Annotated in this window: 11 protein-coding genes and 1 pseudogene; 8 read left to right on the top strand and 4 right to left on the bottom strand. The window is 64.7% G+C overall.

Annotated elements, in window-relative coordinates; genetic code table 11:
• Positions 1-71 precede the first annotated feature (71 nt).
• Entirely contained in the window at positions 72-1,997 is a 1,926-nt protein-coding gene (nosZ, locus tag ASE39_RS18750; RefSeq protein ID WP_057272147.1) for a TAT-dependent nitrous-oxide reductase, read from the bottom strand.
• A 21-nt stretch (positions 1,998-2,018) separates the two neighbouring features.
• Positions 2,019-2,381 (bottom strand): hypothetical protein, encoded by a 363-nt coding sequence (locus ASE39_RS18745; RefSeq protein WP_057272146.1) that lies wholly within the window; start codon positions 2,379-2,381, stop codon positions 2,019-2,021.
• A 239-nt stretch (positions 2,382-2,620) separates the two neighbouring features.
• Between ASE39_RS18745 and ASE39_RS18740 the strand changes: the two genes are divergently transcribed.
• Positions 2,621-3,022 carry a c-type cytochrome gene (locus ASE39_RS18740; protein WP_057272316.1) on the top strand — a complete coding sequence of 134 codons (402 nt, stop codon included), beginning with the start codon at positions 2,621-2,623 and terminating at the stop codon, positions 3,020-3,022.
• 11 nt (positions 3,023-3,033) lie between these two features.
• Positions 3,034-4,080, top strand: coding sequence for an FAD:protein FMN transferase (locus tag ASE39_RS18735; RefSeq protein WP_057272145.1), 1,047 nt, complete (start codon positions 3,034-3,036; stop codon positions 4,078-4,080).
• A gap of 16 nt (positions 4,081-4,096) precedes the next feature.
• Here ASE39_RS18735 and ASE39_RS18730 read toward each other — a convergent pair whose 3' ends face one another.
• A complete protein-coding gene (locus ASE39_RS18730; protein WP_057272144.1) occupies positions 4,097-4,939 on the bottom strand; it encodes a symmetrical bis(5'-nucleosyl)-tetraphosphatase in 843 nt (280 codons plus the stop codon).
• Positions 4,940-4,960: 21 nt separating this feature from the next.
• On the opposite strand from ASE39_RS18730, the gene ASE39_RS18725 reads away from it, so the two are divergent.
• Positions 4,961-6,265, top strand: a complete 1,305-nt coding sequence (locus ASE39_RS18725) for a hemolysin family protein (protein WP_057272143.1) — start codon at positions 4,961-4,963, stop codon at positions 6,263-6,265.
• A 169-nt stretch (positions 6,266-6,434) separates the two neighbouring features.
• The gene (locus tag ASE39_RS18720) at positions 6,435-6,737 is read left to right on the top strand and encodes an H-NS histone family protein (RefSeq protein ID WP_010461589.1); all 303 of its coding nucleotides are present in this window, start codon (positions 6,435-6,437) and stop codon (positions 6,735-6,737) included.
• 279 nt (positions 6,738-7,016) lie between these two features.
• Here the strand turns inward: ASE39_RS18720 and ASE39_RS18715 are convergent, their stop codons facing one another.
• Entirely contained in the window at positions 7,017-7,898 is an 882-nt protein-coding gene (locus ASE39_RS18715; protein ID WP_057272142.1) for a helix-turn-helix transcriptional regulator, read from the bottom strand.
• A gap of 114 nt (positions 7,899-8,012) precedes the next feature.
• Between ASE39_RS18715 and ASE39_RS18710 the strand changes: the two genes are divergently transcribed.
• The 4 genes and pseudogenes from ASE39_RS18710 to ASE39_RS27180 form a co-directional block, all read left to right on the top strand.
• Positions 8,013-8,420, top strand: a complete 408-nt coding sequence (locus ASE39_RS18710) for a hypothetical protein (protein WP_010461585.1) — start codon at positions 8,013-8,015, stop codon at positions 8,418-8,420.
• Positions 8,421-8,635: 215 nt separating this feature from the next.
• A complete protein-coding gene (locus tag ASE39_RS18705; protein ID WP_057272141.1) occupies positions 8,636-11,575 on the top strand; it encodes an aconitate hydratase in 2,940 nt (979 codons plus the stop codon).
• A gap of 281 nt (positions 11,576-11,856) precedes the next feature.
• Positions 11,857-13,889 (top strand): annotated as a pseudogene (locus tag ASE39_RS27185) (PAS domain-containing protein); the annotation flags it as partial.
• A gap of 1 nt (position 13,890) precedes the next feature.
• A partial coding sequence (locus tag ASE39_RS27180; protein WP_242421494.1) for a diguanylate cyclase occupies positions 13,891-14,936 on the top strand: 1,046 nt, incomplete at both ends.

Here is a 14,936-nt window from a genome sequence, read left to right as displayed (position 1 = left end):
GCATCGTCCCCCTTCCCGGCGAAGCCGAGAGAAGGGGGAAGGCGCGCAGCGCCTCAGAGGGATCGCCCTGGTTAACCCTCCACGATCATCCGAGTGCGCATTTCCAAATGCAGCGCATGGCAGAAGTGCGTGCAGTAGCACCAGAACACACCGGGCTTGTCGGCCACGAAGCTCACCGACTTGGTCTCCAGCGGATTCACGATGAAGTTCACGTTGTAGTGCGGGATCGCGAAGCCATGGGTCAGGTCTTCGATCTTGTCCAGGTTGGTCAGGATCAGCGTGACCTCGTCACCCTTCTTGAGCTTGAACTCGCGCAGGCTGAAGGCCGGGGCCTGCGAGGTCATCTTTACGGTGACCTTCTTGCCGTTCCTGAATACGCCGGATTCCTTCGGGTCCTTGATTGCCAGCGGGAACTCGTCGAGAGCGTAGACCTGCTTGGGGCGCACCAGGTCGCGCTTGAAGATGATGAAGTCATGGGGCTCGCCACGCACGGGGTGATCGGCCATCAGCACCATCTTCTCGCCCGAGATGTCGATGAGCTGTTCGTTCTCAGGGTGCAGCGGACCCACGGGCAGGAAGCGGTCCTTCGAGAACTTGCAGCCCACGGCCAAGTACTTGCCGTCAGCGGCTTTTGTTTCTGACTGCGAGGCGTTCAAGTGACCTGGCTGGTACTGCACATCCAGGCGGTCCACCACGTACTTGGCGCTCTTGTCGCCAGCGTGGAACTTGATGGCTGCCTCCACGTTCCACTTCACGACCTGGCTGTCCAGGAAGAGCGTGGTGTAGGCGTTGCCACGGCCGTCGAATGCGGTGTGCAGCGGGCCCAGGCCCAGCTCCACTTCGGCCACGATGGCGGCGTCGAGCTTCTCGAGCTTGCCATCAAAGTAGTCGAGTACCTTGGCCAGCTCGATCACGGTGCCTGTGGGCGAGAGCTTGCCGGCGCAGATGAAGTACTTGCCATCGGGGCTGGCGTTCACGCCGTGCGGGTTCTTGGGCACCGACACATAAGCGGTGAGGGCCGTCTTGGGGTCCTTGTTGGCTTCGTGCGTGCCGTCCACCACGGGCACCTTGCTGGTGCCGATGGTCTTGAACTTGCCAGCCTTCACGGCGGCCTCGATGCGGCCCACGTTGAAGAACAGGCAGGCATCGCGTTCGGCGGACATCATGTCCTCGTACTTCGCGCCCATCTCCACGTTGTACTGGTTGGTGGCGGCCAGCTTGCCGTCGTACGACGTGGCGACCAGGTCGCAGTTGCCGTCGATCAGCACCTGCCAGCGCACTTCCATCGTTTCTGCATCGACGCAGCTGAACATCGAACGGTATTTGCCCGAGTCTTCTGTGCCCGTGTTGGGCAGGGGGATGGCGAATTCACCGCCGCAGAACACGCGCGTGGTGTAGTTGATGGCAGGGTCCACCGGGTCGGCCTTGTCCGGGAAGATGCCGTGGAAGCCCTGCACGTTGGGCAGTTCGGTGATCTTGTCGCAGATGAAATAGTCGAGGCGGATGCGCGCGATGCGGCTGTTGATCTTGTCGTTGATCCAGGCGTAGCGGCCGTCGTAGTTGCCGTCCTTGTACGAGGCATGGGTGTGGTGGGTGTCGGCCACCGTGTACTTCAGGCTGCCATCGGGCTTGGTGCCCATGATGGCCTTGGACTCGTTGGTGATGCCCCAGCCCACCAGTGCGTCGGGCACAAAGCAGGGGATGCGTGTGATCTCGCGGCCCGACGGCAGGCCCAGCACGCGCATGTCGCCCGTGTGGCCACCGCTCCAGAGGCCGTAGTAGGTGTCCAGCTCGCCGGGCTTGAGGTGCGGGTTGGCGCCCGTGCCGGAATGGCCGGCCGCAGGGGCTGCCGGTGCCGGGGCCGCTGGTGTGGCGGCGCTGGGCTTTTCGTTGCAGGCGGCGACGCCTGCGGTCAGCCCGACCAGGGCGGCCGTGTTGATGAAACTGCGTCGGCCCAGGCCAGCAGTGGGAAGGGAACTGTCTTTTCTCTCGGTCATGGTTTTCCTCTTTGGGATCGCTCAGTTGAAAAGGGGTGGTGCGCGTGCAGGGGGGCTGAGCGCCACCTCTGTGCGTGCGGAAAGTGGTGTGTGAAAACGGGGCTGGAAGGTGGGGGCTGCGGCAGTGGTGGTTGCTGCGAGCGGGGTGGTGGGTGGCGTGTCGGCTGCCAGGCACAAAGGGCAATCGAGGCCGATGGCATCTGCCGCCACCAGGCCTTCGGCGGTCTTCACCACCAGCCGGACACCACCGTTGCCAGAGCCGGAGCAGACCAGCTCCATGCCCCGTGGCGCTACCAGCGGCGAAGCCACCGCTGCACCCAGCGCCATCACAAACCACGCCAGCACCCAAAGGCGCAGTGTTCGCAGGGTGTGATGGTTTTGCATGGCATGGATAATAGATTCACGTAATATGAATCAATTTGATCTGGATCATGCTTTGGAGGGGGCCGCATCTGCCCAAAAGTGCCTCTTGCACCTACAGTCAATGCACCGGTCTGAAGCAGTGCCTGTGCAGTGCCCCTAGGGTTTCTCCAGGCCAGGTCCTGGACGCATTTCTCCGTATTTCGCGCGCAGTCGCAGGCCCTCTCAGATATTTGTTAATCCCCGAGAACAGGATGTATGCGATGCAAAAGAAAACCGTGATGGTCGCCGTAGCGATCTTGGCCGCACTGCTGGCCGGTTGTGGCGACAAGAAGTCGGAGCCCACACCGGCTGCTGCACCCGCTGCGGTGACGGCCCCTGCGCCCGCAGCGGCCCCGGCTGCCGCAGAAAATGAACTGGGCAAGAGCGTGTTTGGCAAGACCTGCGCCATGTGCCATGCCGCTGGCGTGGCCGGTGCCCCCAAGCCGGGCGACAAGGCCGATTGGGGCCCGCGCATCGCCCAGGGAAAGGACACGATGTACAAGCACGCGATCGAGGGCTTTACCGGGGCCAAGGGCATGATGCCCGCCAAGGGGGGCTCTGCCAACCTGACCGACGCCGAGGTCAAGGCCGCCGTGGATTACATGGCCGACAAGTCGCTCTGAGCGGAGGCGCCATGCAGCAAGCTTCTCTGCCCCCCCACGGTCTGTCGCGCCGTCGCATGGTGATGGCGTTGCCCTTGCTGGGTGGTGTGGTCTGGGGTGTTGGCGCGTCAGCGGGCGCACGGGTGGTGTCTGAACGCAGCTCGCGTCCCCTGATGGGAACGCAGGTGGATATGGCGGTGGAGGGCGTTGATGGCCCGCAGCTGCGCCGCGCCATGGACCGGGCCTATGCAGAGATGCAGAGGCTGGAGGCGCTCATGAGCCGCTACCAGCCCCGCAGCGTGGTCAGTCGCATCAACCTGGCTGCGGGCGTGACGCCGGTGATGGTTCCGGCCGAGGTCATGGCGGTGCTGCAGAGCGCGCAGCGTGTGTCGGCAACAAGCCGTGGGGCCTTTGATGTGACCGTGGGGGCGTTCAAGTCCTGGAACTTTGGGCCTGGCGAAAAGGTGGTGCCCGAGGCCAGCGAGATCGCGCGGCAACTCCCGCTGGTGGATGCGCGCGGCCTGGTGCTGGATGTGGCAGCAGGCACTGCCTTCCTGGCCCGCCAGGGTATGGCGCTGGACCTGGGCGGCATCGCCAAACTACCGATCCTGGAAGCCGGCATGAACATGTTGCGCTCCGAGGGTGTCGAGAACGCCATGATCAATGGCGGTGGCGACGTGCTGACCCACGGGCTGTGGCAAGGCAGGCCCTGGCGTGTGGGGCTGCGCGACCCGCGTTCCCCCGAGCGCCTGCTGGGTGTGGTGGCCGTGGCGGGCGCCGGTGTGGTGGCCTCGTCGGGCGACTATGAACGCTTCTTCTTCCACCAAGGCCAGCGCCAGCACCATGTGCTCAATCCGCGAACAGGGCGCCCGGCATCGGGCGTGCATGGCGTGAGCCTGGTGGCGCGCGACGTGGCGGCCGTCAACGGACTGGGCGCCGCGCTGATGGTGCAGGGCCCGCAGGCGGGCAGGGCACTGGCGCAGCGCATGCCGGGGCTGGCCGTGCTGATCGCCGGGCAGGACGGTGGTGTCTGGCAGTCCACCGCCATGTCGGCGTTGCTGGAGCCAGAGCCGTCCTGAACCTGCTGCGGTTTAGTCAGCCCGGGGCCTGGGCCTGCTCGCAATGCACCTGCAGCAGCTCACGCTCGGCCAGTGTCGCGCCAAAACGCACGGCGCTCAGGCAGCCGCCCCACACGCAGCCTGTGTCCAGCCCGAGCAGATCGCTGCGGTTGAGCCAGCCCAGCGTGGACCAGTGACCGAAAGCCATCAACGTGCCCGCTGTGCGCCGCCCCGGCACATCGAACCAGGGCATGAGGCCGGGAGGGGCGGCGCTGGCGCTTTCGGTGCTTTCAAAATCCATCACGCCGTCGGCCGAGCAAAAGCGCAGCCGGGTGAGCGCATTCACGATCACCCGCAGGCGATCCGTGCCGGTCAGATCGTCACTCCAGTGGTCGGGGATGTTGCCGTACATGGCGTGCAGAAAATCGGGCAGGTCTGGGCCGCGCAGTACTGCATGGACTTCGTCCGCGTACGCGAGAGTCTCTGCGGCCGTCCAGGTGGGCAGCACACCGGCATGCACCATGAGCAGCGTCTGCCCGGCATGCGTGTGGGCGCGGGCCAGGGTCTGTTGGCACACCCAGTCAAGCAGCGCAGCGCGGTCAGGGGCATCCAGCACCGTGCCCAGCGTGTCGCGCCGCGAGGGCTTGCGCGCGCCGTGTGCGGCGGCCAGCAGGTGCAGGTCGTGGTTGCCCAGCAGGCATCGGATGGTGTCGCCATGGCGCATGCAGCGGCGCAGCACGGCGGCCGAGTCGGGTCCCCGGTTGACGAGGTCGCCCAGCAGGTAGACCGTGTCGCGGCTAGCAGAAAAGCCGATGGTGTCCAGCAGGCGGCCCAGTGCGGCGTCGCAGCCCTGGATGTCGCCGATACAGTAAAGTGCCATGGTGATCTTATTGAGTGAAGCATGGATTTTCTGCTGATCGCGCTGCTGACCCTGCTCAACGGCGTGTTTGCAATGTCCGAGCTTGCCCTGGCGTCGAGCCGCAAGTCGCGCCTGGTCACCATGGCCGAGGCAGGGGACAAAGGGGCGCAGGCTTCTCTGGCGCTGCTCGACAACCCCACGCAGTTCCTCTCCTCCGTTCAGGTGGGCATCACGTCCATCGGTATGCTCAACGGCATCATCGGCGAGGCCGCGTTCAGCGATGACCTGGGTTTCTGGCTGCAGCTGATGGGCATGCCGGACCGCGCCGCCAGCATCACGGCGACGGCGCTGGTGGTCACCCTCATCACCTTTGTCACCATCGTGTTTGGCGAACTGGTGCCCAAGCGCATTGGCCAGCTCTATCCCGAGCCCGTGGCCCGGTTGGTCGCGCGCCCCATGACGTGGGTGGCCAGGGTGGCAAGGCCGTTCGTGCGCTTGCTCTCGCTCTCGACCCAGGGCGTACTCACCCTGCTGCGGGTGGACAACCAGGCGGGGCGTTCGGTGACGGAAGAGGAGATCGTGGCCAGCCTGGAAGAAGGGCGCGATGCGGGGGTGATCGAACACCATGAGCACCAGATGGTGAAAAACGTGTTCCGCCTGGATGACCGGCCCCTGACCTCGCTCATGGTGCCGCGCACCGACGTTCGCTGGCTGGATGCCAGTCTTTCGGTGGCCGAGGGGCTGCGCAATGCGGGCAGTGGCGGGGTGCGCGGGGCGCATTCCTGGTACCCCGTGTGCCGCGGGTCACTGGATGATGTGGTGGGCCTCCTCAGCGTGGCGCGCTTGCTGGAACTGGGCGCCGAGGCCGAAGGCACCCTGGACCAGCATGCGCAGGCAGCCGCGTTCCTGCCTGAGACCCTCAGTGGCATGGAGCTGCTGGAGCAGTTTCGGGCGCGCTCCGGGCGCATGGTGTTTGTGGTGGATGAATATGGCGTGGTGCAGGGCATCATGACCCCGCGCGATTTACTGGAAGCCATTACCGGTGAATTGCAGCCCGGGGCCGACGCCGACGCCTGGGCCTTGCAGCGTGACGACGGGGGTTGGCTGCTGGACGGCCTGATGCCGGTGACGGAACTCAAGGCGCGCCTGGATATTCGCGATTTACCCGGCGAGGACCGGGGCCGCTATAACACGCTGGCGGGCCTTTTGATGGCTGAAACGGGGCATTTGCCCGAAGTGGGCGAGCGCATTGGGTGCGCGGATTGGATATTTGAAGTGCTGGCACTGGACGGCAAGCGCATCGACAAGGTATTGGCCCAGCCAGAAGGCGGAACCCCTGCTGCCTGAAGCAAGCATCAATACCCGGGTACCCAGCCAGACAGAAACCCTGCATCAATATGGTGCCTTGGGGTTAATGCAAAGAATTTTGAATGAAATTCTGAAAGCGCTTGCACAAAAACGGCACATTATTCTTATAATTCGGCTGTCTTTCACCCTTATCTAAAATCCAGACACCATGACCAGCTACAAAGAACTGTTGAAGCAGCGCGAAGCCCTTGAGCAACAAATCAGCGAAGCCCGGCGCCGGGAACTGTCGGACGCTGTGTCGCAGGTCCGTTCACTGGTGGCCGAATATGGTCTGACCGCACAGGACGTGTTCCCTGCTGGTAAGGCGGCTGGCAAGACGGGGCGCAGTTCCACGGCGGGCACCAAGGTGGCTCCCAAGTACCGCAATCCCGCCACTGGTGAAACCTGGACGGGCCGTGGCAAGGCGCCCAAGTGGATTCAAAACGAAAACCGCGAAAAATTTGTGATTTAAGCGCTTTCGCCCCGTACCCTCAAAAAACCCGCTTCTGCGGGTTTTTTATTGCCTGGCTATTGGGGCAAGGCGAGACGAAAAGATAGAAAGCCGAACGGCCTCATTTGCTGCACAGGTTGCATGCAAGGGGGCGACGAGGGCCTGCGCGGTGGGTTCATGTGCAGTCCCGGGATTTATCGGTACTGCAGTGCGCTTCAAGGAATCCGTTGTCCGGCATGTGCAACCCTTGGTTTTGCACGGCGGGCAATGCATGCACTTCGACAGCGCATGGGATTGTGCTCAGCCTTCTGCACTCTGAGTGTTTTCGAGGGCGATCTTGCGCAATACCTGCGCCGTGAAATCGTCGGCCGGAAAGAATGACTCCACGGCCAGTTCCTGCAGGGTCACATCCACCGGCGTTCCGAATATCGTGGTGGTGCTGATGAGCGAGAGCATTCCGTGCACGCTCTCAAAACAGAACGGCATTACCACACCCAGCATTTCACCCGCCAATACCAGGGCATCGGATTCAGCCGGGGCGGGGTATTGCTGCAGTTCCGCCTGCAGTGCGATCAGTGCGGGGTCGGCCGTGGCCTGTATCTGCTGGCGCAGGCGTTCAAACAGGTGCGCCCGCCACTGCGCCAGATTCGCGATGCGCGGCGCCAGCCCCTGGGGGTGCAGGCTCAGCCGGAACACGTTGACAGGGGGCGCCAGCAGTTCTGGACTGACGTGGGCAGACAGCAGGGCCAGCGCGGCGCGGTTGGTGGCCACCACGTTCCAGCAGCGGTCGATGGCAATGGCGGGGCAGGGTTCGTGGCCCTTGAGCACCAGTTCCACCGCCTGGCGCGCCGCGGCCAGCGCAGGGTCGTCCAGCGCGCGTTCGCGGTACATGGGGGCGTAGCCGGCGGCCACCAGCAGGGCGTTGCGCTCACGCAGCGGGATGGCCAGGCGTTCGCACAGGCGCAGCACCATGTCGCGGCTGGGGTTGGTGCGGCCGGTTTCCATGAAGCTCACATGGCGCGTGGAGATGTCCGCCTCGTCGGCCAGCTCCAGCTGGCTCAGGTGCCGCTGCTGGCGCCAGGTGCGCAGGTGGTCGCCAAACGAGGTGGGCCCCGCCGGTGCCACGCGGTGCGGCAAGGGATGGCGCGGGGAGCGGTGCGATGAAGGGGCGGTGGAGGTCATGGCTGCCATCCTAGGCGCAAACTGCGCACGGGCCATTACCTGGCAGGTCATCGACGCGGTGCGCCAGGGCGGGAACGATGGAGCCTTCTTTCTTCCTCAACCAAGGAGCTTTCCATGTTCAAGCTGATGTCCTCCCCCCGATTCCTGCGTGCCGTGGTCTGGTTCGATGCCTCCACGGGGGTTCTGCTCGGCGCCCTGCACCTGCTGCTGACAGCGCCCCTGGCCGAGTGGCTGGGCCTGCCGCCCGGGCTGCTGCAGGTGACGGGCGCCATGCTGCTGGGCTACGCCGCCTTGGCCATTGCGATTGCGCGGTCCGAGCCCATGCCCCGAGGCTGGCTGTGGGTGCTGATCGTGGGCAACTTTGCCTGGGCGCTGGCCAGCCTGGCGCTGCTGCTGGGCTCCACGCTCACGCCCACCTTGCTGGGTCAGGCCTATCTGTTGGTGCATGTGGTGTCGGTGGCCATGCTGGCAGAACTGCAGTGGATGGGGGTGCGCCGCCTGCCAACGTGGGCTGCGGCTTGAGGGGCATCGATTATTTGCTCCTGAAAATATAGCTTAATACGCTTGTCCATCAAGCGCCAGGGGCATTTTTGATGCAGATATCGGACACGAGCGGCGTGGATCGGACACCCCGACCACGCCGCAGGGGCCTGAGGGCAGGGCTCGCATAGCCCCACGATTGCACCGTCATGCAGGACTGCCAGAATAGGCCTTGTTGCCTTTCACAGGAGTTCGCCATGGCCGTATCACGCAAGTTGTCGCCCAAGCCCGCCCGCCACGCGTTTGCCAACACCCTCAAGAGTTTCAAGACAGCGTCTGGCAAAGAAGGCCAGTTCTACTCGCTGCCCGCGTTGGCCAAACAATTCCCCCAGATCCGCCGCTTGCCCGTATCGATCCGCATCGTGCTCGAATCGGTGCTGCGCAACTGCGATGGCCGCAAGGTGACGGCCGAGCATGTCAAGGAGTTGGCCCATTGGGCGCCCAATGCAGACCGCAAGGACGAGATCCCGTTCGTGGTCTCGCGCGTGGTGCTGCAAGACTTTACCGGCGTGCCGCTGCTGGCCGACCTGGCCGCCATGCGCAGCGTGGCCGTGAAGCTGGGCAAGAACCCCAAGAAGATCGAGCCGCTGGTGCCCGTGGACCTGGTGGTGGACCACTCGATCATGGTCGACCACTACGGCAAGAAGAATTCGCTCGACCTGAACATGAAGCTTGAATTCCAGCGCAACCGCGAGCGCTACGAGTTCATGAAGTGGGGCATGCAGGCCTTTGACACCTTTGGCGTGGTGCCCCCGGGCTTCGGCATCGTGCACCAGGTCAACCTCGAATACCTGGCGCGTGGCGTGCACAAGCGCAAGGACAACGTTTACTACCCCGACACCCTGGTGGGCACCGACAGCCACACCACCATGATCAACGGCATCGGCGTGGTGGGCTGGGGCGTGGGCGGCATCGAGGCCGAGGCCGCCATGCTGGGCCAGCCTGTGTACTTCCTCACCCCCGATGTGGTGGGCTTTGAGATGACCGGCCAGCTGCGCGAAGGCGTGACGGCCACCGACCTGGTGCTCACCGTGACCGAGCTGCTGCGCCAGCACAAGGTGGTGGGCAAGTTCGTCGAGTTTTTTGGTGAGGGCACCCGCACCCTGGCGCTGCCCGACCGGGCCACCATTGGCAACATGGCGCCCGAGTACGGCGCCACCATGGGATTCTTCCCGGTGGACGAGAAGACCATCGACTACTTCCAGGGCACGGGCCGCACCAAGGGCGAGATCGAAGCGTTTGAGGCCTACTTCAAGGCCCAAGGCCTGTTCGGTGTGCCGCTGGCGGGCGAGGTGGACTATTCGCAGGTCGTCAAACTCGACCTCGGCAGCGTCACCCCCAGCCTGGCAGGCCCCAAGCGCCCGCAGGACCGCATCGAGCTGGGCAAGGTCAGCAGCCAGTTTGCCGACCTGTTCAGCAAGCCCAATGCACAAAATGGATTCAACCGCCCGGCCGAACTGCTGCACACCCGCCACCATATTCACCGGGGCCAGGACGTGGTGCAGCGCGCAGCGCCCAAGGACAAGCCCGCTCCTGCCGGTGCACCGCGCTCCCTGGCCGAGATGGAGAGCAACAAGCCCGCTTTGGCCACAGCCCACGCCGACGCCACGGCCGTCATGCCCACCAAAGGTGCCGACCCCACGGTGGGCAACGGTGACGTGCTGATTGCCGCCATCACCAGCTGCACCAACACCAGCAACCCCAGCGTGCTGCTGGCCGCCGGCTTGCTGGCCAAGAAGGCGGTGGAGGCCGGGCTCAAGGTGCAGCCGCACATCAAGACATCGCTCGCGCCCGGCTCGCGCATCGTCACCGAATACCTCACGCAGACGGGCCTGCTGCCCTACCTGGAAAAGCTGGGCTTTGCGCTGGCGGGCTACGGCTGCACCACCTGCATCGGCAATGCGGGCGACCTCACGCCCGAGCTGAACGAGGCCATCACCAGCAACGACCTGATCTGCGCGGCCGTGCTGTCGGGCAACCGCAATTTCGAGGCGCGCATCCACCCCAACCTCAAGGCCAACTTCCTGGCCAGCCCGCCGCTGGTGGTGGCCTATGCCATCGCGGGCACGGTGCTCAAGGACCTGATGACCGAGCCGGTCGGCAAGGGCAAGGGCGGCAAGGACATCTACCTGGGCGACATCTGGCCCACCAGCGACGAAGTCCACGCCCTGCTCAAGTTCGCCATGAACGGCAAGGCCTTCCGCGAAAACTACGCCAAGGTTGCCACCGACCCCGGCAAGCTGTGGGAGAAGATTTTGGGCGTGAGCGGCACCGCCTACACCTGGCCCGCCAGCACCTACATTGCCGAGCCACCGTTTTTTGCCCAGTTTGCTCTTGAAAAAGGAGCTGCTAGCGCAGACCCATCAAGCGCTGGAGGCCAAAATGATGCCAAACTTCCGTCGGTGATCGGCGCGCGCATCATGGCGCTGTTTGGCGACTCCATCACCACCGACCACATCTCGCCCGCAGGCTCCATCAAGGAAAGCTCGCCCGCCGGCCAGTGGCTGCGGCAGCATGGCGTGATGAAGGCCGACTTCAACAGCTACGGCGCGCGCCGGGGCAACCACGACGTGATGGTGCGCGGCACCTTTGCCAACGTGCGCATCAAGAACCTCATGATCCCGCCCACGGCCGATGGCTCGCGCGAAGAGGGGGGGGTGACCGTGTTCCAGAACGAAGGCGCGCTGCAGGGCGAGAAGATGTTCATCTTCGATGCCGCCATGCAGTACATGGCGCAAAAGACGCCCACGGTGATCTTTGCGGGTGAGGAATATGGCACCGGCTCCAGCCGCGACTGGGCCGCCAAGGGCACGCAGCTCTTGGGCATCAAGGCCGTGGTGGCGCGCAGCTTTGAGCGCATCCACCGCTCCAACCTGGTGGGCATGGGTGTGCTGCCGCTGCAGTTCAAGGCGGGCGAATCGTGGGAGACATTGGGCCTCACGGGCAACGAGGTGATCGATGTGGTGCCCGACCCGGCGCTCACACCACAAAGCGATGCGCAACTCGTCATCCGCCGCGCGGACGGCTCGCGCCAGGAAGTCACCGTCACACTGCGCATCGACACGCCGATCGAGGTGGACTACTACCAGGCGGGTGGCATCCTGCCGTTTGTGCTGCGCCAGTTGTTGCAGGGCTGAGGGTGCCCCCGCCCGCGGTGCACTGGCAGGGCACCGCCATCGTTGGCAACGGGGCTTCGGCCCCGTTTTGCATGGGGCTGCCAGCACAGGTGCCGGGCACGAATGTAAAAAAGTGGGCAGAAAGGCTTGGCATGCCGAAACAGTGGGCAGGCAAAGGCGGGCCGAGACCCGGTCCGCGTGCCATACACGTGCGCCTTACTCGTCGATACACTTGTGACGCTATGTAGAACTCGGTAGAAATAGTCCCCACCCGCTTGCGCCGTCCATTGTTCTTTGAGTCCATGCCGCCCCTGCCTTCTCCCCACCGCTCCCCGCCTGCGCGTTCGTCGCTGGCGGATGCGCCCGCCGTCACGGTGGTGCTGGTGGTGGCTGCGTTGGCGCTGGTCATCGTGCCACTGGCCCAGATGCTGGGGGAAGGGGCAGGTTCCCAGCACGGACTGGAGCCCTTCATGGAGCTGGTGGCGGTGCTGCTGGGGTTGCTGGTGGTGTCGGTGTCCCTGCATACGCTCGAAATGTCCGAGCAGGCGCGGGCCAACGTGCTGGTGGCGGGTTTTGGTGTGGCTGCGGCGTTCAATTTCCTGCACGGCATGCTGGCGCATTCCACACCGGTGCACCTGCCCCCGGGCACGGCCCACATCTCGCTGTGGCTCAGCAGCTGGGCGCGCGTGGCCGAAGTCGTGACCTTGTTGCTCACGGCCGCGAAGCTGATGATGCCAGGCCCGGCCAAGGTTTGGCTGGCGGCGTCTGGTGCGCTGGCGCTGCTGCTGGTGGGCTCGGCCATGGGGCCCTTGCCTGGCTGGTTTGCCACGGCGGCTGGCGGCGCGTTGCGGCAGTACCTGGCGTTCGTGCTGGTGGTGGCGCTGGGCGTCGCCGCTGTCTGGCTCTACCGCAGCCCGGGTCGGCGCGAGCGGTTGTTTGCATGGGCGGCGGGGGCCTTTCTGGGGGGCGAGTTGACGGTGGGCCTGCTGGGTGGGCATTCGCCTGTGGGCGGGCCTTTGGCACACGCGCTGCGGGTGGTGGCGTATGCGCTGCTGTACCAGGCGGTGTTCAATGCGGGCATCCGCATGCCGTTCGCCCGCGTGCAGGAGGCCGAGCGTCGCTTGCGCGAGAGTGAGGGGCGCCTGTCGATGCTGGGGCGCAACCTGCCCTACAGCGTGTTGTTCCAGGTGGTGCGGGAGCTGGATGGTCGCTCGCATTTCGTGCACATGGGTGATGCCATCGAGCGGCTCAACGGGGTGACGGTGCAAGAAGTCATGGACGACTTCCGGGTGTTGTATCGCCAGGTGCTGGCCGAAGACATCGATCGGCTGCGCGAGGCCGAGCGGCAGTCCTATCTGACCATGACCAGCCTGGAGGCCGTTTTCCGCGTGCGCCGTACCGATGGCCAGGTGCGCTGGATGCACCTGAGCTCGTCGCCCCGCCTGCTGGAAGATGGGCGCGTGCTGTGGGATGGCGTGCAGACCGACATTACTGCCCACCGCCTGGCCGAAGAAGCGGCCCACGCCCACGAAGCCCTGATGGCCAATATGCTGAGGCAGGTGCCCGGCGGGGTCGCGCGCCTGGACCGCGATCTGCGGGTGCTGTATGTCAATGAACAGCAGGCCCGCTGGCTGCACCGCGAACCTGCGCAGTTGCAGGGGCAGCTGCTTCGGGAGGTGCTGGCGCCCGAAGTGATGCTGCGGATGCAGCCCCACTTCGACAAGGCGTTCGCGGGCGAGAAAGCCGTGTTTGAAAACCGCATTGACGGACCCGATGGCGCCCAATACCGCCATACCACCATTGCACCCGAATCCGTGACGGACCAGGGCGTGCCTGCGGTGGTGCTGTTCGCCTATGACCTCACCGACCTCAAGCGCATCGAGCAGGAACTGGCCCACCAGAAGGCACACCTTGCACGCGTGGTCAATGCCATGCCCGACATGGTGTTCCTCAAGGATGCCGAGGGTGTCTACCTGTCTGTGAACCCCGTGTTTGAGCGTTTTGCGGGCCGGCCGGAGCGGCAGATTGTGGGCTGCAACGATTTTGATCTGGTCGCACCATCTGAGGCCGAACGCTTTCGCAAATACGATCAACGCGCCATGCAGGCTTGGCAGCCTCTGGTGTACGAGGAGGCGCTCACTTTTGCCGAAGACGGCTACCAGGGCCAGTTCGAAACCATCAAGACCCCCATCCGCGACCTGCATGGCCGCGTGACAGGTGTGCTGGGCGTGTGCCGCGACATCACGGACCGAAAGCGAGCAGAACAAGAGATCGAACGCCTGGCCTTCTTTGACGCCTTGACGGGCCTGCCCAACCGCCGCCTGCTGCTCGATCGNGACATCACGGACCGAAAGCGAGCAGAACAAGAGATCGAACGCCTGGCCTTCTTTGACGCCTTGACGGGCCTGCCCAACCGCCGCCTGCTGCTCGATCGCCTGCAGCGCTCCATCGCCGCCTGCCAGCGCACCAGAAACCTCGGCGCCCTGCTGTTCATCGACCTCGATAACTTCAAGGACCTCAACGACACCCTGGGCCACGACATGGGCGACCAGCTCCTGGCCCAGGTCGCCACCCGCCTGGTGGGCAGCGTGCGCGAAGCCGACACCGTCGCCCGCTTTGGCGGCGACGAATTCGTCGTCATGCTCGAAGCCCTGGCCCCCGACCTGCAAGACGCAGCCACCCAGGCAGAAACCGTCGCAGAAAAACTCCTGGCCAGCCTGAACCAGCCCTTCGAACTGGACGGCGCCCAGCACTACAGCACCCCCAGCATCGGCATCACCCTCTTTGGCGACGAACGCCTGACGGTGGACGAACTCCTCAAACGCGCCGACCTGGCCATGTACCAGGCCAAGGCCGCAGGGCGCAACACCCAGCGCTTCTTCGACCCCGACATGCAGGCCGCAGTCAACGCCCGCTCCAACCTGGAAGCCGACCTGCGCCAGGGCCTGGCCCGGGGTGAACTGCTCGTGCACTACCAGCCCGTCGTGGACCACCAGTCCCAGCTCATGGGGGCAGAAGCCCTGGTGCGCTGGCGCCACCCTCAGCGCGGCATGATCAGCCCCGGCGACTTCATCCCCCTGGCCGAACAGACCGGCCTCATCCTCCCTTTAGGCCAATACGTACTGCAGACCGCCTGCGAACAACTGCAGCGCTGGGGCCAGCACGAAGCCACCGCCCACCTGTCCATCTCGGTCAACGTCAGCGCCCGGCAGTTCCGGCAACCGGGCTTCGTGGCAGAAGTGCTGCAGACCCTCAAGAGCCACAACGCCGACCCCCGCAAACTCAAACTCGAACTCACCGAAAGCCTGCTGCTGGGAGACATCGAAGACACCATCGCCCGCATGGTGCAGCTCAAAAGCGAAGGCGTGGGGTTTGCGCTGGA

This window comes from Acidovorax sp. Root267, from assembly GCF_001429215.1.
GTDB lineage: Bacteria > Pseudomonadota > Gammaproteobacteria > Burkholderiales > Burkholderiaceae_C > Acidovorax > Acidovorax radicis.
Note: the sequence above shows the minus strand (reverse complement) of the source record. Positions and strands in the feature narration are given on the sequence as shown.